This window comes from Phyllobacterium sp. SB3 (assembly GCF_040009165.1).
Taxonomy (GTDB): domain Bacteria; phylum Pseudomonadota; class Alphaproteobacteria; order Rhizobiales; family Rhizobiaceae; genus Phyllobacterium.
This window is the reverse complement of record NZ_JBDYKI010000004.1, coordinates 203,035-219,830: the sequence shown is the minus strand read 5'-3', so window position 1 is coordinate 219,830 and position 16,796 is coordinate 203,035. Positions and strand designations below refer to the sequence as shown.

Here is a 16,796-nt window from a genome sequence, read left to right as displayed (position 1 = left end):
CCCACCGCGCTGTCACCAACAGTGTTATTCGGCAGCCAAACGAAGCAGATCGGGCGGTGTTGCCTCATGCTTCAACTGCTGGATTGCCTCATCCAGTGATAACGATGTCTGGTTCTGCGAACCGAGACGGCGCATGTTCACACTCCGCTCTTCCGCTTCACGCATACCGCAAACGAGAATGACAGGAACCTTCTGCAAGGAATGCTCACGCACCTTGTAGTTGATCTTCTCATTGCGGAAATCAGTGATGACCTGAAGGCCAGCGGCTTTCAGTTCCTTGGCAACCTGACGACCATAATCATCGGCTTCCGTGGTGATCGTGGCAACCACAACCTGCACCGGCGCAAACCATAGCGGCATATGACCGGCAAAATTCTCGATCAGGATACCGAGGAAACGCTCCATCGAACCGCAGATGGCGCGATGGATCATGACCGGCTGCTTCTTTTCGGAAGTCGAGTCGATATAGAAGGCGCCGAAACGCTCCGGCAGGTTGAAGTCCACCTGCGTCGTACCGCACTGCCACTCGCGGCCAATGGCGTCTTTCAGCGTGTACTCAAACTTCGGACCATAGAAGGCGCCCTCACCCGGCAAAATTCCGGTCTTGATATCGTTCGACTGCTGCTGGATCTGTTCGAGGACGCCCATCATGACGGCCTCGGCACGGTCCCACAATTCGTCTGAACCAACGCGCTTTTCAGGGCGCGTCGACAGCTTGATGGTGATCCCTTCGAAGCCGAAATCCTTGTACACGGAAAGGATCAGGTCATTGATACGCAAGCATTCTGCGGCCATCTGTTCGTCTGTGCAGAAAACGTGTGCGTCATCCTGCGTGAAGCCGCGCACGCGCATCAAGCCATGCAAAGCGCCCGATGGTTCATAGCGATGAACATTGCCGAATTCGGCAAGACGCACTGGCAGATCGCGGTATGACTTTAGGCCGTGCTTGAATATCTGCACGTGACCCGGACAGTTCATGGGCTTCAGCGCGAAGACACGCTCATCGTCAGTCTCGTCACCAGCAACCGTGACCTTGAACATGTTGTCACGGTACCAACCCCAGTGACCTGACGTTTCCCAAAGCGACTTGTCCAGAACCTGCGGCGCATTCACTTCCTGATAGACGCCATCAAGCCTGCGACGCATGTAGTTGACCAATGACTGGAACATGCGCCAGCCCTTGGCATGCCAGAACACGACGCCCGGGCCCTCTTCCTGAAAATGGAACAGGTCCATTTCACGGCCAAGTTTGCGATGGTCGCGTTTCTCCGCCTCTTCAAGCATGTGCAGGTAAGAATTGAGGTCGTTATCGTTAGCGAAAGCCGTACCATAGATACGGCTCAGCATGGGGTTGTTGCTGTCACCGCGCCAATAGGCACCGGCAACCTTCATGAGCTTGAAGGAATTGCCGATCTGCCCGGTTGAAGCCATGTGAGGTCCGCGGCAAAGATCATACCAGTCGCCCTGCGCATAGATTTTAAGGTCCTGCCCTTCGGCGATAGCGTCAACAAGCTCAACCTTATAAACCTCGCCCTTCTCGGCAAATACCTTACGCGCCTTCTCACGCGACCAGATTTCCTTCGTGAACGGCTTGTTGCGGGCAATGATCTCCCGCATTTTCTTTTCGATCAGCGGCAAGTCTTCCGGCGTGAATGGCTCGTTCTTGGCAAAATCATAATAGAAGCCGTTCTCGATCACAGGCCCTATGGTGACTTGCGTTCCGGGAAAAAGTTCCTGTACAGCCTCAGCTAAAACGTGCGCGCAATCATGGCGGATCAGTTCCACGGCGCGCGGGTCTTCGCGGGTCAGTATCTCTATCGCGCCGGAAGCGCCAAGTGGATCGGACAAATCACGCACAGTGCCATCGACAGCGTATGCGACGGCTTTCTTGGCCAGTGATTTTGAAATGGATTCTGCAAGTTCCGCACCGGTCATGGCCGCGTCATAGTCACGCTTGGAGCCATCGGGGAATTGCATGGATATAGTTTTTGCAACTGCCTGCGACATAAGGTTTCTCCTATCCAGTCCCGCCAACGATTGCGGGTGGTTTTCTAAAGCTGCCGGATTCTTATCCGGTCGCGGACTTCTAAATGCAGATTGGTTTCAGGTAAAGGGCCCCGAATATAAAAGACTGCAGAGTGCTCATGCGTGGTTCGACAAGCTCACCATGAGGAAAATCTGCAAAATGCACGATATTCATCGACGGTCCGAATTTTCCTTCATGCAACGCAACACCATTCCTCATGGTGAGCTTGTCGAACCACGCATAACTGTTGTGCAACTAACGTTATTCCTCGCCGCGTTCCTGACGCAGCTTGCTCCAATAGTCCATACGCTTGCGGATTTCGCGTTCAAAGCCCCGTTCCGGCGGGTCATAGAAGCTTTGCCGCCCCAGCGCTTCCGGAAAGTAATTCTGTCCCGAGAACGCGTCAGGCTGGTCATGATCGTAGGCATAGCCCTTGCCATACCCCTCGCCCTTCATCAGTTTTGTCGGCGCGTTGAGAATGTGCTTGGGGGGAAGCAGAGAGCCATTGGCTTTGGCAGCATTCATCGCCGCCTTGTAAGCAGTATAGACAGCATTGGATTTCGGCGCAGTGGCGAGATAAACGCAGGCTTGAGCCAGCGCCAGTTCACCCTCAGGCGAGCCCAGATAATCATAAGCGTCTTTTGCCGCGTTGCAGATCATCAGAGCCTGCGGGTCGGCAAGACCGATATCTTCGCTTGCCATGCGGACCAACCGCCGCCCGAGATAAAGCGGGTCTTCGCCAGCGTCGAACATGCGGCAAAGATAATATAAGGCGGCATCGGGATCAGAACCACGCACGGATTTGTGCAGGGCTGAGATCAGATTGTAATGCCCATCCTGCCCCTTATCATAGACGGGTGCCCGGCGCTGAACGATTTGCTGCACCCGTTCCGCATCGAAAACCTCGCCTTCGCGTGCCGCCCGCCAGACTTCTTCGGCAAGCGTCAGAATTGCACGGCCATCGCCATCCGCCATGCGCACCAGACTGGCCCGCGCCTCATCATTCAATGGAAGCGCTTTACCCTCATGGCTTTCCGCACGTTCGAGCAATGCCACCAGACTGGTTTCATCATGAGGATGAAATACCAGTACCCTCGCCCGCGAGAGCAAAGCCGCATTGAGTTCAAAGGATGGGTTTTCGGTCGTCGCGCCAACAAGCACGATCGTGCCATCTTCCATGACAGGCAGGAAAGAATCCTGCTGGGCACGGTTGAAGCGATGAATCTCATCGACGAACAGCAATGTCTGACGGCCGGACATTTTGCGTGCCCGCGCCATCTCGAAAACCTTTTTGAGGTCTGCCACACCGGAAAAAATCGCAGAAATCTGCTCGAAAGCGAGATTTGTCTCATTTGCCAGCAGGCGTGCAACTGTCGTCTTGCCCGTGCCGGGAGGCCCCCAAAAGATCATGGAGCCGAGCGATCCGGAATCGATCATCCGGGTCAGCGCACCTTCCGGTCCGGTCAGATGTGTCTGGCCGGTTACCTCACTCAAATTACGTGGTCGCAGACGGTCAGCAAGCGGCCGGCTCCTGTCCGAAGCCGGGTCATCACCTACCGAAAACAAATCCGCCATACTCGCTACTGCCTTCTGCGACTCTTTTATCGAATGATCTGGCGAACTATGGCACCGCCACGCTCAAACTCGAAGCGCCAAAGCACCGGATTGGCAGACATTGCCTTGCTCAGATCAGCAATGCTATCGATTTCCGCCCCGTTTATACCCCGGATGATATCACCGGGTTGCAGGCCGATGCGCGCGGCGGGAGAATTCGGATAAACCTTGTCGACAGCCACACCGTCGGTATCCTCCGGCAACTTTAAACGCGATATGCTGGAAGGACTGAGCTTCAGCACAAGTGCTCCCGATAACGGGTTCTTGCCTTGGATCATCAATTGGTTGTCAGGCGAATCCGGATCGGGCTTTTGCAAAGCCACCATCACGGATTTTTCCTTGGATTTGCTCAGGATATCGAACTTCACAGTCTTCCCGATACCTGCCGTAGTCATGCGATATCCAAGCCCATCCGGATTTTCGATCCGCACGCCATCCACATTCAACACCACATCGCCAACCCGCAATCCCCCCTTTTCAGCGGGACCGCCCTTGGTCACATTCGTTACGAGGGCGCCATAAGGCTGCCTCATGCCAAGACTCTCGGCCACATCGGGAGTAACGTTCTGGAAGGCAGCGCCAATATACGGGCGCTCAAATGTATCAGCGCCACCCTTTGCCGTATCAACAACCGCCCGCACCATATTGGCCGGTATGGCAAAACCGATGCCGACAGACCCGCCGGATTTCGAAAAAATCGCGGTGTTGACGCCTACAAGTTCACCATCCATACCGATCAGGGCACCACCGGAATTGCCGGGATTGATCGCCGCGTCGGTCTGGATAAAAAAGTCAAAGTCGGAAATGCCAACCCGTGTCCGGGCCTGCGCCGAGACAATACCGCTTGTAACTGTCTGACCGACACCAAACGGGTTGCCAATTGCCAGGACCAGATCGCCTACTTCCACCTTGTCGGAATCAGCAAGCTTCAATGAGGGCAAAGGTTCGCCTGCATCGATCTTCAAAATAGCAAGATCGGTCGACTCATCTTTGAGCAGAACCTTCGATTCAAACTCACGGCCATCGGACAGAGCAATCTTGACAGTATCCGCATCGCGGATCACGTGGTTGTTGGTGACGATAATGCCGGTCCCATCGACAATCACGCCCGAACCCAACGATGACTGGACGCGTGGCGGACCACTGAATTGCCGGCCACCGAAGAACTGTTCGAAAAACGGATCGCCTGCGAATGGCGAGCGCTGCTGTACGGAGTGCGCGGCATAGACATTGACCACTGCACCGGCAGTTTGCTTGACCAGAGGCGCATAAGACAATTGCACCTCGGTGCGGCTTTCCGGCAATTGCTTCGCAACGTCAGCCGTCGTCTGTGCGTAAGCAGGCAGAGCTGCTGCTGTAAAGACAACCGCTCCAAGTAGAATTGCCCGCGCTGAAGCGACCACTCCCGAGCCTCGCAAAACAGAATCCATATCAATCTCCGATAGCTAATGAATCAGTCAAACTGCTTCGACCAATGTGGTGATTTCGTGCCAGGATACCAGCCGTTAAACAAAGCAAATTTGAGACATATCGTTCCATACCAAGCCGGAAAAGCATGACTTTCTCCATGCCGGGCTTTGCGTTAGTGTTATCGGGAAAATCGAGCATTGGATAATTGAGCAAGACACGAGGCCATTTCAGGATTTATCCGAGCAGCAACCCCGGCATGCAAATTGTCGAGGCGGTGACAAGTCATAGCTTTGCCCGCCACACGCACGACCAGTTTGGCATTGGGGTTATTCATCAGGGAGCGCAAAAATCTCTCAGCGGCCGCGGGATTGTGGAGGCTGGAGCGGGGCATGTCATCACCGTTAACCCGGGCGAAGTCCATGACGGCATGCCTATTGGCGATGCAGGACGTTCATGGCGAATGCTCTATCTCGATCCCGATATTGTCGAAACAATACTCAATGATTTGCGTGAGGGCAGCTCCGGAGAAATCGAGTTCATTGAACCGGCTTTCGATGACGCAATTGTAGCCGCAAGATTTCAGCAACTCTTTCAATCGCTCGTCAGCGGAAACGGCGGGCCGCTTCTGCATGAAGAACGTTTGATAAACCTGATCGCCCGAACTCATAAAAAAGCGGCAGCGACCAAGAGCATGCCCGCTGCCATTCATCTTGCAAAACAGCGTATAGACGATGAACCGGCAGCCTCATTTACATTGGCCGATCTCGCTAAAATCAGTGGTCTCAGCCGCTTTCAGATTCTGCGTGGCTTTGCTGCCGCAACCGGCTTCACCCCTCACACCTACATCATGCAACGGCGGACCGATATGGCCCGCCGCCTCATTATGAGGGGTACACCTCTTGCAGAAACAGCAGCGGTCTGCGGCTTTGCGGATCAAAGTCATATGAACCGGATTTTCGCCCGCAAATACGGAATTTCACCCGGTTCCTACGCCGCATCATTATCCTGATAGTTTTCGTGGTCTCTGCAATCCTGTTCAAGACCCGGCGTACGGACTCAAGCTTTAATCCTTCCCATTGGAGCAAGGAGCATAGCTTATGAGTTTGGAATTCCTCATCACATCGCTGATCATCGTCATATCACCAGGTACCGGCGCCGTTTACACCCTTGCAACAGGCATCACCCGCGGAGCAAAAGCCAGTATCGCTGCGGCGTTCGGATGCACAATCGGCATAGTTCCTCATATGGCAGCGGCTACAGGTGGTTTAGCAGCGATCATGCACACAAGCGCACTGGCCTTTCAGACATTGAAATATCTGGGCGTCGTTTACCTGCTTTTCATGGCGTGGAATGCTTTGCGGGAAAATGGGTCGCTGCGAGTTGAACAGCAGAATACGGAAGTTTCATCAGGCCGCATTATCATTACTGCGATCCTTATTAACATCCTCAACCCGAAACTGTCGATCTTCTTCCTCGCCTTCCTGCCGCAATTCGTCAGCACGAATGAGCAACAGCCATTATTGAAGATGCTGAGCTTAAGCGGAGTCTTTATGGCGATGACCTTCATCGTTTTCGCCATCTACGGGCTTTTTGCGGCTTCCGTTCGTGACAAGGTTATCTCACGTCCGAACGTTCTTATGTGGATGCGCCGTTCATTTGCCGCAGCCTTTGTCGGCCTTGGAATAAAGCTGGCTTTAACGCAGCAATAACATTTGATGCTTCCGCTTATGCCTGCAAGAACAGTTTATCCTGCAGGCTTTGGCCAGCAAATGACGGATGCCACTTCATTATTCTGGATCGTGTTCCGCCCCTTGGCTTTGGCAACATACAGTGCCCGGTCTGCCCGGCTTAGCAAAATCTCGAGTGTATCAAGCTCATCCTGTCTAACGGCAATCCCACCACTGACGGTTATGCGTAGCTTGTCTCCTGACGGTAGGAAAATTTCTGCATCTTCTACGGCCTGACGAACTCTTTCTGCAACCATTGACCCGTCAAAGAAACCCGTACCCGGCAGAAGTATAACAAACTCCTCGCCTCCAAAACGTCCGAAAAGATCACCGTTACGCAGCGATTTCGTTACTCTGGCGGAAAACTCAACAAGCACAGCATCGCCCGCCGCATGGCCATATTGATCATTCACGCGCTTGAAGTGATCAATATCCAGCACAATGACAGTTGTTGACTGTTCATTGGCCAGATTCTCATCGAGTACTGCTTGGCCTTTGGTAATGAGAGCGCTGCGCGATAATGTATTTGTCAGGAAATCGTGGCTGGCCGCATACCTCAATTTCTTTATGAGTTCATTTCGCGTGACGTTCATGCTGGCAACTGCGAGAGGGCCAAGCGCGATCAATCCCACTGCAAACCGCAAGGACATGATTTCCTTCATGTGATCTGGTTGCGGCCAAGATGGGAAAAGGCTCCCCGATTGAAATATCATCGGCCAGATACTGAATAGAAATGTGAGAAGCGTCACACTAAAGATATCATAGCGCAACGCACACCATAAAAGCGCTGGGACCGGGTAAGCAAAGGCACCCGGCCCTTCCAGCAATATGCTTGCAGCTATTGTGATACCCAATGCCACCATGGGCAATATGTCATACAAATCAGGTCCTGCCAGAATTTTCCGGCATACCGATTTGAGTGAAACAAATGGCCGTGGCGGTGCTGCCAGAACCATCGGCAGTATGATCAGACTATTGGCAAACTCGCTGATCACGCAGAACCGGGTGGTGGTTTCGACGCCGCCATGAACCAGAAAGATAGCTGGTGCGTTGCCCATCACGCCTGCTGCCGAGGCTCCAATAGCGCAGCCGATGCAAAGATATACGATTGAAAATGGTCTGCGCAGACGTCGATCTTCCAACGACAATCGGGCGAGGAAAAGGTATCCGCCGATAACGAACGACATATGAGCTGCAGCGAGCCAGGCCGACATCAGGAAATCAGAATTTGTCATGCCAGCAGCAAGGTATCCAGCAAACGCGCTCAACCAGCCTGTAGGTGTAGACAACACAGGATTACGTATCATCAGACCAAGTAACACCGCATTGGCGGGCCAAAATGACAGCAAAATACTGGTTGGGCGATAATTAATTGCGAAAGCCGCGCAACCAAATACAACTATAAAAACAGACAACGAACACAATGCACTGGAAATATATCTATTTCTGGATGATCTAAAAAAATAAATATCAACCAAAAGACCCTCCTGAAAAACTTACTAAAAATATATTATGAATAATATCCGGAATACACGCATGCAATGAAATATGCGGCTGCGTATACGTTACCTATTCTCTCAGCACAACCAATCAAGCACCTCGCATTGGTTGTGCTTAGTCGATTTATAGTTCAAGTCGCGGGCAGATGCGTCTTCCAGATGGAGTGAGGCCCTTCCACGTAATTATCGTGGGGCATCTGTGGAAGCAGTCGATTATTGTCTGACAGACAAGCGCTATACTATGTCAATAATTTATTGGAGTTTTGTTCCCCGCCAATGCAGCGGTGCCGATAATCGAAGGCCCATTGACGCAGGAAATGTATTCTAAAAAATATATAAAAGAAAAAGGGAGCCGAGGCCCCCTGATCTATCTTCAACCAAACGAGCGCTGATTACGCTGCTTCGGCTTCGTTGGCGCGTTCTTCTTCAACGCGGGCCAAATCCTTGGAACCCTTGGCGCTGACATCACGATCAACGAATTCGACAACTGCGAGCGGTGCATTGTCACCGGTGCGGAAGCCTGCCTTCATGATGCGGATGTAGCCGCCATTGCGCTGGCCATAGCGTGGCGCAAGCGTATCGAACAGCTTGGCAACCAGCTTGGCATCACGGATAGCCGAGATGGCCTGACGACGAGCGTGCAGATCACCGCGCTTACCGAGCGTGACGAGCTTTTCTACGATTGGACGAATTTCCTTGGCCTTGGGCAGCGTTGTCACGATCTGCTCATGTTCGATCAAAGATGCAGCCATATTGGCAAACATCGCCTTACGATGGCTGGCAGTCCGGTTAAGCTTGCGGCCTGAATTACCGTGGCGCATGAGCCTTCTCCTTCAGTTTTCTTTTCGGGCTCATTGCCCGGGCTAAATTTCTCAGTTCGGGCTCATTGCCCGGGCTTATTTGCCGGGCATAGCCCGGATTAGTACTGGTCTTCGTAACGCTTGGCGAGATCTTCGATGTTCTCTGGCGGCCAAGCTGGAACTTCCATACCAAGATGGAGGCCCATGGAAGCCAGAACTTCCTTGATTTCGTTCAGCGACTTGCGACCGAAGTTCGGTGTGCGCAGCATCTCTGCTTCCGTCTTCTGAATGAGATCGCCAATGTAGACGATATTATCATTCTTCAGGCAGTTTGCCGAGCGAACCGAAAGTTCGAGTTCATCGACCTTCTTGAGCAGAGCAGGATTGAACGCGAGTTCAGTAACCTGTTCCTGCTGAACTTCCTTCTGCGGCTCGTCAAAGTTGACGAAGATCGCCAGCTGGTCCTGAAGAATACGCGCTGCATAGGCAACAGCGTCTTCACCGGAGATCGAGCCATCAGTCTCGATCTGCAGGATCAGCTTGTCATAATCGAGAACCTGACCTTCGCGGGTGTTCTCGATCTTATAGGAAACCTTGCGGACCGGCGAATAAAGGCTGTCGACTGGAATAAGACCAATCGGAGCATCTTCAGCGCGGTTACGGTCAGCAGGAACATAACCCTTGCCTGTGTTGACAGTGAATTCCATACGGATTTCAGCGCCTTCATCGAGCGTGCAGATCACGTGTTCCGGGTTCAGAATTTCGATGTCGCCAACAGTCTGGATATCGCCAGCCGTTACAACGCCCGGGCCTTCCTTGCGGACGACCATGCGCTTTGGACCATCGCTTTCCATGTGGATAGCAATTTCCTTGATGTTGAGCACGATATCCGTGACGTCTTCGCGAACGCCGGGGATCGATGAGAATTCATGAAGAACGCCGTCGATCTGAACCGCAGTCACGGCAGCACCGCGCAGCGAGGACAGAAGAACGCGGCGCAAGGCATTGCCCAGCGTCAAGCCATAACCGCGCTCAAGCGGCTCAGCGACGACAGTTGCCTTGGTCTTCGAGCCGGAGGTCTGGAACTCGACCTTGTTCGGCTTGATCAGTTCTTGCCAGTTTTTCTGGATCATCTATGTTTTCCTTATCCTTGCCAGTGCCACCATCCAATCGTGGCCTTGAAGCGTGGAAACCCCATAAGGGGCTTGAAGCCGATGAGCTGAAATCAACCCACCGGCCAAATCCTAGAGCAAAAGACTAGACGCGACGACGCTTGCGCGGGCGGCAGCCATTGTGCGGGATCGGTGTCACATCACGGATCGATGTGATTGTGAAACCGGCAGCCTGCAAAGCGCGCAGAGCAGATTCACGGCCGGAGCCGGGTCCGCAAACTTCAACTTCCAAAGAACGCATGCCGTGTTCCTGTGCCTTCTTTGCACAATCTTCAGCAGCCATCTGAGCAGCAAACGGTGTAGACTTGCGCGAGCCCTTGAAGCCCTGCGCACCGGCCGACGACCAAGCAATCGCATTGCCCTGCGCATCAGTGATGGTGATCATTGTATTGTTGAATGTCGAATTAACGTGGGCAACGCCCGACGAAATATTTTTACGCTCGCGACGTTTAACGCGCGTGGCTTCCTTGGCCATGATAGTCCTTTCAGTTGATCTCGACGCCTCCGTATTTCCAGAGGCTCCACCGTGGTTTCAGTTAACGTGCGAAACCAGCACAACCCGCCCCGAAAGGCAGAACCGGCGCAGCGAACTGCGCCGATGAATATTACTTCTTCTTGCCGGCGATTGCCTTGGCAGGTCCCTTGCGGGTGCGCGCATTTGTATGCGTGCGCTGACCGCGGACCGGAAGCGAGCGGCGATGACGCAGACCGCGATAGCAGCCCAAATCCATCAAACGCTTGATGTTCATCGAAACTTCACGACGCAGATCACCCTCAACGTGGTAATCGCGATCGATTGTTTCACGAATCTGCAGCACTTCGGCATCGGTCAACTGATTGACGCGACGCTCCGCAGGAATGCCGACTTTCGCGACGATTTCCTGTGCAAATTTTTGACCGATCCCGTGAATATACTGAAGCGCAATAACAACGCGCTTATTCGTCGGGATGTTGACGCCAGCGATACGAGCCACGTCTGTTCTCCTTGTTAACCGGCAGAGCTGGATCACCGATACGGCTGCCAGATGACGGGATGAAAATTAATATTCGAGGACAAACATAAACGATCAGCCCCGAACCTTTATTACCGGATCGGCGCCGACCGCTTTATATCCAAGCGAATTTGCGCCGTACTTGAAGGAATCGCTGTGAAAAGTCAACTCCTCCAAGAAAATTAAGTCAGCCCTATAGTTCCGACAGAATTTTTTCGATTGATGCCGTGACCTCTTCGAAGTCGGCCATACCATCAACCTTCTTCAACTTGCCCTTGGCGTAGTAGTAGCCGATCAGGGGCGAAGTCTGCTTGTAGTAAGCCTCAAGGCGCGTGCGCACCGTTTCGGCATTGTCGTCCGGACGGCGTTTGAATTCCGTCGAGCCACACTTGTCGCAGACACCCGCGACTTTCGGTTTCTTATTCGTGTCGTGATAACCGGTTCCGCACTTGGCACAGGTGTACCGGCCGGATATGCGCTCGACGAGAACATTGTCGTCTACTTCGAGTTCGATCACACAATCCAGTTCCAGATCCTTGTCAGCGAGCATCTGCTCTACTGCATCGGCCTGAACCAGGGTGCGCGGATAACCGTCGAGAATGAATCCCTTGGCTGCATCCGGCTGATCAATGCGTTCTGAAACGATCGCATTGACGATCTCGTCGGAAACCAGATTGCCGGCATCCATGACGGCTTTGGCCTTGAGGCCTACATCTGTTCCGGCATTTACTGCCTCTCGCAACATGTCCCCCGTGGAGAGTTGCGGTATGCCTAACTTTTCTACCAAGCGCTGAGATTGAGTTCCCTTACCTGCCCCCGGTGGTCCGAGAAGTATTAATCTCATCTGTTGCGTTTCCCTCCACGGAGCTTCGACTTCTTGATAAGCCCCTCATATTGATGCGCGATCAGGTGACCCTGGATCTGCGCAACCGTATCGAGCGTGACGCTCACGACGATCAGCAGCGACGTGCCGCCGAGATAGAATGGAACACCGGCCCAGGAGATCAGGAATTCCGGCAGCATGCAGATCAGAACCAGATAGGCAGCACCGATGACCGTAACGCGGGTCAGCACATAGTCGATATATTCGGCTGTGCGCTCACCGGGACGAATGCCGGGAATGAAGCCGGAATGCTTCTTCAACTGGTCGGCAGTGTCCTTCGGATTGAAAACAAGCGCCGTATAGAAGAATGCGAAGAAAACAATCATCGCAGCATAAAGGAACATATAGGCAGGCTGGCCATGGCCGAGCGAAGACAGAATGCTCGTTGCCCATGCAGGCATCTGCTCGCTTTGAGCAAATCCGGCAACTGTCGCAGGCAGGAGAAGCAGCGAAGAAGCGAAGATCGGCGGAATGACGCCAGCAGTATTCAACTTCAAAGGCAGGTGCGATGTATCGCCCTGGAACATGCGATTGCCAACCTGACGCTTCGGATACTGGATCAGAAGGCGGCGCTGGGCACGTTCAACGAATACGATGATGCCTATAACAGCAATCGTCAAAACGATGATAGCCAGAATGACGCCTGTTGAAAGAGCACCGGTACGGCCAAGTTCCAGCGTGCCGGAAATGGCCTGTGGCAGGTTGGCGACAATACCGGAGAAGATGATGAGCGAGATACCGTTGCCGATGCCGCGCGCAGTGATCTGCTCACCGAGCCACATCAGGAACATTGTACCGCCGACAAGCGTAATGACTGTCGAGAACAGGAAGAACGGACCGGGATCAGTAACGATACCCTGACTTCCCTGCAGACCGACTGCAATCGCATAGGCCTGAACCGTAGCAAGGAGCACGGTGCCATAGCGTGTGTATTGATTGATGACCTTACGGCCCTGCTCGCCATCCTTCTTCAACTGCTCAAGAGCAGGAATGACGGAGGTCATGAGCTGAACGATGATCGATGCCGAGATATAGGGCATGATGCCAAGCGCAAAGATCGCCATGCGTTCAACAGCGCCGCCTGCGAACATGTTGAACATGCCGAGGATGCCTTGCGCCTGATTGTTGAATGCCTGGGCAAATGCTCCAAGGTTGATACCCGGCAGCGGGATATATGTACCGAGCCGGTAAACCAGCAATGCGCCGAGCGTAAACCAGATACGCTTCTTGAGCTCACTGGCTTTCGAAAAAGCTGAGAAGTTTAGATTTGACGCGAGCTGTTCAGCGGCTGAAGCCATTATAGTCTCCGGTCTGTGCCGTCAGAGCAGTATCCCGCTCCAACTTTTGTTCTTTCGCAATTTCGAGCGGAAAACCGGCAGCCACTTTTCCTGAAATCGCGTTAGAGCCCGTTCTTTACCCGTTTGGGGGGAATCGACGGTCCTACCCCAGATATGATGCGGGAAGAAAAGGTACAAGCGGCGATCGTAAAGATCGCCGCTTGTCTGTTCTTATTTATTCTGCTGCTGCAGGTGCAGCTGGCAGCTTGACTGTGCCGCCGGCCTTTTCGATCTTTTCGATCGCGACCTTGGATGCACCGGAAACTTCGAAGGTTACCGCAGTCGTGATTTCGCCGTCTGACAGAAGACGAACACCATCCTTGGCGCGGCGGATAATGCCGGCAGCCTTGAGGGCTTCGATCGTGACAGTCGCCTTCGGGTCGAGCTTCTTGGCATCGATTGCAGTCTGCACGCGGCCGACCGAAACGGTGTTGAAGTTCTTCGAGAAGATGTTGGTGAAACCGCGCTTTGGCAAGCGACGGTAAACTGGCATCTGTCCGCCTTCGAAGCCGTTAATGGCAACGCCGGAACGGGACTTCTGACCCTTGACACCACGACCGGCTGTCTTGCCGGAACCAGAACCGATACCACGGCCGACGCGCTTGCGGGCCTTGGTTGCGCCTGGATTTTCACTCAGATCATTGAGTTTCATTTGTCTAATCTCCGGTATCAAGCCTCGTCCACGACGCGGACGAGATGTTGAACCTTGGCAATCATGCCGCGAATTGAAGGCGTATCTTCAAGTGTGCGACGACGATGCATTTTATTGAGGCCCAAGCCAACGAGCGTTGCACGCTGTTCTGCCGGACGGCGGATAGGGCTGCCGATCTGTTCGACCGTAACCGTCTTACCCTTCTTCTTCTCAACCATGACTTTGTCCTTTAGTCTCTACAGTGAGCAAGAGCCGAGACCCTGCCCTGCTGCGCCACTTATGGCCTATTCTTCCGAACCGACCACATCGCGGCGGCGAGCCTGCAGTGTCGAATACTTGATACCGCGCTGTGCAGCGATGTCCTTCGGGTGCATCTGATGCTTGAGAGCATCGAATGTCGCGCGAACCATGTTGTATGGGTTCGACGAACCGAGCGACTTGGCAACAACGTCCTGTACGCCGAGAGTCTCGAAGACTGCGCGCATTGGACCACCGGCGATGATACCTGTACCAGCCGTTGCTGCGCGAAGCAGAACCTTGCCGGCGCCATGACGGCCATGCACATCGTGATGCAATGTACGGCCTGAACGCAGCGGTACGAAAATCATTTCGCGCTTGGCAGCTTCAGTTGCCTTGCGGATAGCTTCCGGCACTTCGCGCGCCTTGCCATGACCGAAGCCAACGCGGCCCTTCTGATCGCCAACAACGACGAGAGCAGCAAAACCGAAACGACGGCCGCCCTTTACGACTTTTGCAACACGGTTGATGTGTACAAGCTTGTCAACGAATTCGCTATCGCGCTCTTCGTTACGGCCACCACGATCGTCGCGGCCTCTCTTTTCCTGTGCCATGCTCCTAATTCCTTTTTCTTTTCCGGTAGCACGAATGACATTACAGCGCCGTGGATATGATTTGGGTCCACATAGATCGCGGTAACAGTTTAGTACGCGAAGTCCGGCTTACAAGAGACGAGCCCTTGCAGTCCCGGACTTCGAAAGTCTTTACCCTGAAAACCAGGTCTTAGAAACTAAGACCGGCTTCGCGGGCTGCTTCAGCAAGTGCCTTCACTCGGCCGTGGTAAATATAGGCGCCACGATCGAAGACAACTTCCTTGATGCCGGCCTTGACAGCGCGCTCTGCAACGAGCTTGCCAACCAGTGCCGCTGCATCCGAATCTGCACCGGTCTTCAGCTTGCCCTTGAGGTCAGCTTCGAGAGTGGATGCGGATGCAATAGTGTGACCATGCGCGTCATCGATGATCTGCGCATAGATATTCTTTGAAGAACGGTGGACGCTGAGCCGCGGACGGTCACCGGCAACCGCCTTGAGCTGGCGGCGAACACGCGAAGCGCGACGCTGAATGATTTCTTTCGGCGATGCCATGACACGAGTTCCTTACTTCTTCTTACCTTCTTTGCGAACGATCTTCTCGCCCGCATATTTCACGCCCTTGCCCTTGTAAGGCTCTGGGCTACGATATTCGCGAATCTCAGCTGCGACCTGGCCTACCTGCTGCTTGTCGATACCTGTGACGACGATTTCCGTCGGCTTTGGCACTGCAACAGTGATGCCTTCCGGCACCTGATAGACAACTTCGTGGCTGAAGCCAAGTGACAGCTGCAGGTTCTTGCCCTGCATGGCTGCACGATAGCCGACGCCGCTGATTTCAAGACGCTTTTCAAAACCGTCCTTAACACCTGTGAAGATGTTGACGACCATAGTGCGGCTCATGCCCCACTTTGAACGGGCGACTTTGGAACCGTCACGCGGATTAACGCTGACGGCACCGTCTTCGAACTTGACCACTACGTCGTCATTGGCAACGAAGGACAATTCACCCTTCGGGCCTTTGGCCTTGATGGTCTGGCCGTCTACGCTGGCTGTTACGCCTTGCGGGACTGCCACTGGTTTTTTACCGATACGAGACATTTTTCAAACCTTTTCAAGCCGGTGATTAGAATATACGGCAGAGCAGTTCGCCGCCGACATTCTGTTCACGTGCCTCATGGTCTGCCATAACGCCCTTAGGCGTTGACAGGATCGAAATACCAAGACCGTTCGCAACCTGCGGGATCGACTTGACCGACACGTAAACGCGGCGACCGGGCTTCGAAATACGGGTAATTTCACGAATTACCGGTACATTCTCAAAATACTTCAGTTCGATTTCGATTTCGGACTTGCCGTTGTCGAAGTCTACCTGGCTGTATCCGCGGATATAGCCTTCGGACTGAAGAACATCCAGAACGCGGGCGCGAAGCTTGGAGGCTGGTGTTGAAACCTTGCCCTTCTTGCGCATGATTGCGTTACGGATACGTGTCAGCATATCGCCGAGAGGATCTGTCATAGACATCGCGTTCTCTCCTTACCAGCTCGATTTCACGATGCCAGGCACCTGACCGAGCGAACCCAGCTGGCGCAATGCGATACGCGACATTTTGATCTTGCGGTAATAACCGCGCGGACGACCCGACACTTCGCAACGATTGCGAATGCGGACCTTGGTGGAATTGCGTGGCAGTTCTGCCAGCTGGATGGTTGCGCGGAAGCGCTCATCCAGAGGAAGCGACTGATTCATCACGACAGCCTTCAGGCGCGCCCGCTTTGCAGCGAAACGCTTAACCAGAAGACCGCGGCGCTTGTTCTTTTCGACTGCGCTCGTCTTTGCCATTTCAAATACCTCG

Annotated in this window: 19 protein-coding genes; 2 read left to right on the top strand and 17 right to left on the bottom strand. The window is 53.6% G+C overall.

What is annotated here, in order from left to right:
• Positions 1-24: 24 nt before the first annotated feature.
• The 3 genes from thrS to ABKW30_RS16500 all read right to left on the bottom strand — a co-directional run bounded on the left by thrS (position 25) and on the right by ABKW30_RS16500 (position 5,070).
• Positions 25-2,007 carry a threonine--tRNA ligase gene (gene thrS / locus ABKW30_RS16510; protein WP_348599995.1) on the bottom strand — a complete coding sequence of 661 codons (1,983 nt, stop codon included), beginning with the start codon at positions 2,005-2,007 and terminating at the stop codon, positions 25-27.
• A 280-nt stretch (positions 2,008-2,287) separates the two neighbouring features.
• Positions 2,288-3,601: a replication-associated recombination protein A gene (locus ABKW30_RS16505; RefSeq protein ID WP_348599994.1), complete on the bottom strand. Its 1,314-nt coding sequence runs from the start codon at positions 3,599-3,601 to the stop codon at positions 2,288-2,290.
• A 26-nt stretch (positions 3,602-3,627) separates the two neighbouring features.
• On the bottom strand, positions 3,628-5,070 hold the full coding sequence (locus ABKW30_RS16500; protein WP_348599993.1) for a DegQ family serine endoprotease: 1,443 nt from the start codon (positions 5,068-5,070) through the stop codon (positions 3,628-3,630).
• A 236-nt stretch (positions 5,071-5,306) separates the two neighbouring features.
• On the opposite strand from ABKW30_RS16500, the gene ABKW30_RS16495 reads away from it, so the two are divergent.
• Both ABKW30_RS16495 and ABKW30_RS16490 read left to right on the top strand, forming a co-directional pair.
• A complete protein-coding gene (locus ABKW30_RS16495) occupies positions 5,307-6,059 on the top strand; it encodes an AraC family transcriptional regulator (protein WP_348600419.1) in 753 nt (250 codons plus the stop codon).
• 88 nt (positions 6,060-6,147) lie between these two features.
• Positions 6,148-6,759, top strand: coding sequence for a LysE family translocator (locus ABKW30_RS16490; protein ID WP_348599992.1), 612 nt, complete (start codon positions 6,148-6,150; stop codon positions 6,757-6,759).
• 35 nt (positions 6,760-6,794) lie between these two features.
• Here the strand turns inward: ABKW30_RS16490 and ABKW30_RS16485 are convergent, their stop codons facing one another.
• The 14 genes from ABKW30_RS16485 to rpsN form a co-directional block, all read right to left on the bottom strand.
• Positions 6,795-8,012 (bottom strand): diguanylate cyclase, encoded by a 1,218-nt coding sequence (locus tag ABKW30_RS16485; protein WP_348599991.1) that lies wholly within the window; start codon positions 8,010-8,012, stop codon positions 6,795-6,797.
• A 656-nt stretch (positions 8,013-8,668) separates the two neighbouring features.
• On the bottom strand, positions 8,669-9,097 hold the full coding sequence (gene rplQ / locus ABKW30_RS16480; RefSeq protein ID WP_115055376.1) for a 50S ribosomal protein L17: 429 nt from the start codon (positions 9,095-9,097) through the stop codon (positions 8,669-8,671).
• Positions 9,098-9,195: 98 nt separating this feature from the next.
• Positions 9,196-10,209 carry a DNA-directed RNA polymerase subunit alpha gene (locus ABKW30_RS16475; protein ID WP_008124954.1) on the bottom strand — a complete coding sequence of 338 codons (1,014 nt, stop codon included), beginning with the start codon at positions 10,207-10,209 and terminating at the stop codon, positions 9,196-9,198.
• 124 nt (positions 10,210-10,333) lie between these two features.
• On the bottom strand, positions 10,334-10,723 hold the full coding sequence (gene rpsK, locus ABKW30_RS16470; protein WP_348599989.1) for a 30S ribosomal protein S11: 390 nt from the start codon (positions 10,721-10,723) through the stop codon (positions 10,334-10,336).
• A 130-nt stretch (positions 10,724-10,853) separates the two neighbouring features.
• Positions 10,854-11,222, bottom strand: coding sequence for a 30S ribosomal protein S13 (rpsM, locus tag ABKW30_RS16465; protein ID WP_091876975.1), 369 nt, complete (start codon positions 11,220-11,222; stop codon positions 10,854-10,856).
• A gap of 211 nt (positions 11,223-11,433) precedes the next feature.
• Positions 11,434-12,084: an adenylate kinase gene (locus ABKW30_RS16460; RefSeq protein ID WP_008124947.1), complete on the bottom strand. Its 651-nt coding sequence runs from the start codon at positions 12,082-12,084 to the stop codon at positions 11,434-11,436.
• On the bottom strand, positions 12,081-13,421 hold the full coding sequence (gene secY, locus ABKW30_RS16455) for a preprotein translocase subunit SecY (protein ID WP_348599988.1): 1,341 nt from the start codon (positions 13,419-13,421) through the stop codon (positions 12,081-12,083). The genes ABKW30_RS16460 and secY overlap by 4 nt, the downstream gene beginning before the upstream one ends.
• A gap of 214 nt (positions 13,422-13,635) precedes the next feature.
• Entirely contained in the window at positions 13,636-14,112 is a 477-nt protein-coding gene (gene rplO, locus ABKW30_RS16450) for a 50S ribosomal protein L15 (RefSeq protein ID WP_348599987.1), read from the bottom strand.
• A gap of 17 nt (positions 14,113-14,129) precedes the next feature.
• Positions 14,130-14,330, bottom strand: coding sequence for a 50S ribosomal protein L30 (rpmD, locus tag ABKW30_RS16445; protein WP_008124941.1), 201 nt, complete (start codon positions 14,328-14,330; stop codon positions 14,130-14,132).
• Positions 14,331-14,396: 66 nt separating this feature from the next.
• On the bottom strand, positions 14,397-14,963 hold the full coding sequence (gene rpsE / locus ABKW30_RS16440; protein WP_008124939.1) for a 30S ribosomal protein S5: 567 nt from the start codon (positions 14,961-14,963) through the stop codon (positions 14,397-14,399).
• 169 nt (positions 14,964-15,132) lie between these two features.
• A complete protein-coding gene (rplR, locus tag ABKW30_RS16435) occupies positions 15,133-15,495 on the bottom strand; it encodes a 50S ribosomal protein L18 (RefSeq protein ID WP_008124937.1) in 363 nt (120 codons plus the stop codon).
• 12 nt (positions 15,496-15,507) lie between these two features.
• On the bottom strand, positions 15,508-16,041 hold the full coding sequence (rplF, locus tag ABKW30_RS16430; protein ID WP_348599986.1) for a 50S ribosomal protein L6: 534 nt from the start codon (positions 16,039-16,041) through the stop codon (positions 15,508-15,510).
• A 25-nt stretch (positions 16,042-16,066) separates the two neighbouring features.
• Entirely contained in the window at positions 16,067-16,465 is a 399-nt protein-coding gene (gene rpsH, locus ABKW30_RS16425) for a 30S ribosomal protein S8 (protein WP_008124933.1), read from the bottom strand.
• Positions 16,466-16,477: 12 nt separating this feature from the next.
• Positions 16,478-16,783, bottom strand: coding sequence for a 30S ribosomal protein S14 (gene rpsN / locus ABKW30_RS16420; RefSeq protein WP_008124931.1), 306 nt, complete (start codon positions 16,781-16,783; stop codon positions 16,478-16,480).
• Between the last annotated feature and the right edge of the window lie 13 nt (positions 16,784-16,796).

What these genes read in the sequence shown, in the direction of transcription:
- thrS (WP_348599995.1), bottom strand. Translation starts at nt 2,007, where the DNA reads ATGTCGCAGGCAGTTGCAAAAACTATATCCATGCAATTCCCCGATGGC.
- ABKW30_RS16505 (WP_348599994.1), bottom strand. Translation starts at nt 3,601, where the DNA reads ATGGCGGATTTGTTTTCGGTAGGTGATGACCCGGCTTCGGACAGGAGC.
- ABKW30_RS16500 (WP_348599993.1), bottom strand. Translation starts at nt 5,070, where the DNA reads ATGGATTCTGTTTTGCGAGGCTCGGGAGTGGTCGCTTCAGCGCGGGCA.
- ABKW30_RS16495 (WP_348600419.1), top strand. Translation starts at nt 5,307, where the DNA reads ATGCAAATTGTCGAGGCGGTGACAAGTCATAGCTTTGCCCGCCACACG.
- ABKW30_RS16490 (WP_348599992.1), top strand. Translation starts at nt 6,148, where the DNA reads ATGAGTTTGGAATTCCTCATCACATCGCTGATCATCGTCATATCACCA.
- ABKW30_RS16485 (WP_348599991.1), bottom strand. Translation starts at nt 8,012, where the DNA reads ATGACAAATTCTGATTTCCTGATGTCGGCCTGGCTCGCTGCAGCTCAT.
- rplQ (WP_115055376.1), bottom strand. Translation starts at nt 9,097, where the DNA reads ATGCGCCACGGTAATTCAGGCCGCAAGCTTAACCGGACTGCCAGCCAT.
- ABKW30_RS16475 (WP_008124954.1), bottom strand. Translation starts at nt 10,209, where the DNA reads ATGATCCAGAAAAACTGGCAAGAACTGATCAAGCCGAACAAGGTCGAG.
- rpsK (WP_348599989.1), bottom strand. Translation starts at nt 10,723, where the DNA reads ATGGCCAAGGAAGCCACGCGCGTTAAACGTCGCGAGCGTAAAAATATT.
- ABKW30_RS16460 (WP_008124947.1), bottom strand. Translation starts at nt 12,084, where the DNA reads ATGAGATTAATACTTCTCGGACCACCGGGGGCAGGTAAGGGAACTCAA.
- secY (WP_348599988.1), bottom strand. Translation starts at nt 13,421, where the DNA reads ATGGCTTCAGCCGCTGAACAGCTCGCGTCAAATCTAAACTTCTCAGCT.
- rplO (WP_348599987.1), bottom strand. Translation starts at nt 14,112, where the DNA reads ATGAAACTCAATGATCTGAGTGAAAATCCAGGCGCAACCAAGGCCCGC.
- rpmD (WP_008124941.1), bottom strand. Translation starts at nt 14,330, where the DNA reads ATGGTTGAGAAGAAGAAGGGTAAGACGGTTACGGTCGAACAGATCGGC.
- rpsE (WP_008124939.1), bottom strand. Translation starts at nt 14,963, where the DNA reads ATGGCACAGGAAAAGAGAGGCCGCGACGATCGTGGTGGCCGTAACGAA.
- rplR (WP_008124937.1), bottom strand. Translation starts at nt 15,495, where the DNA reads ATGGCATCGCCGAAAGAAATCATTCAGCGTCGCGCTTCGCGTGTTCGC.
- rplF (WP_348599986.1), bottom strand. Translation starts at nt 16,041, where the DNA reads ATGTCTCGTATCGGTAAAAAACCAGTGGCAGTCCCGCAAGGCGTAACA.
- rpsH (WP_008124933.1), bottom strand. Translation starts at nt 16,465, where the DNA reads ATGTCTATGACAGATCCTCTCGGCGATATGCTGACACGTATCCGTAAC.
- rpsN (WP_008124931.1), bottom strand. Translation starts at nt 16,783, where the DNA reads ATGGCAAAGACGAGCGCAGTCGAAAAGAACAAGCGCCGCGGTCTTCTG.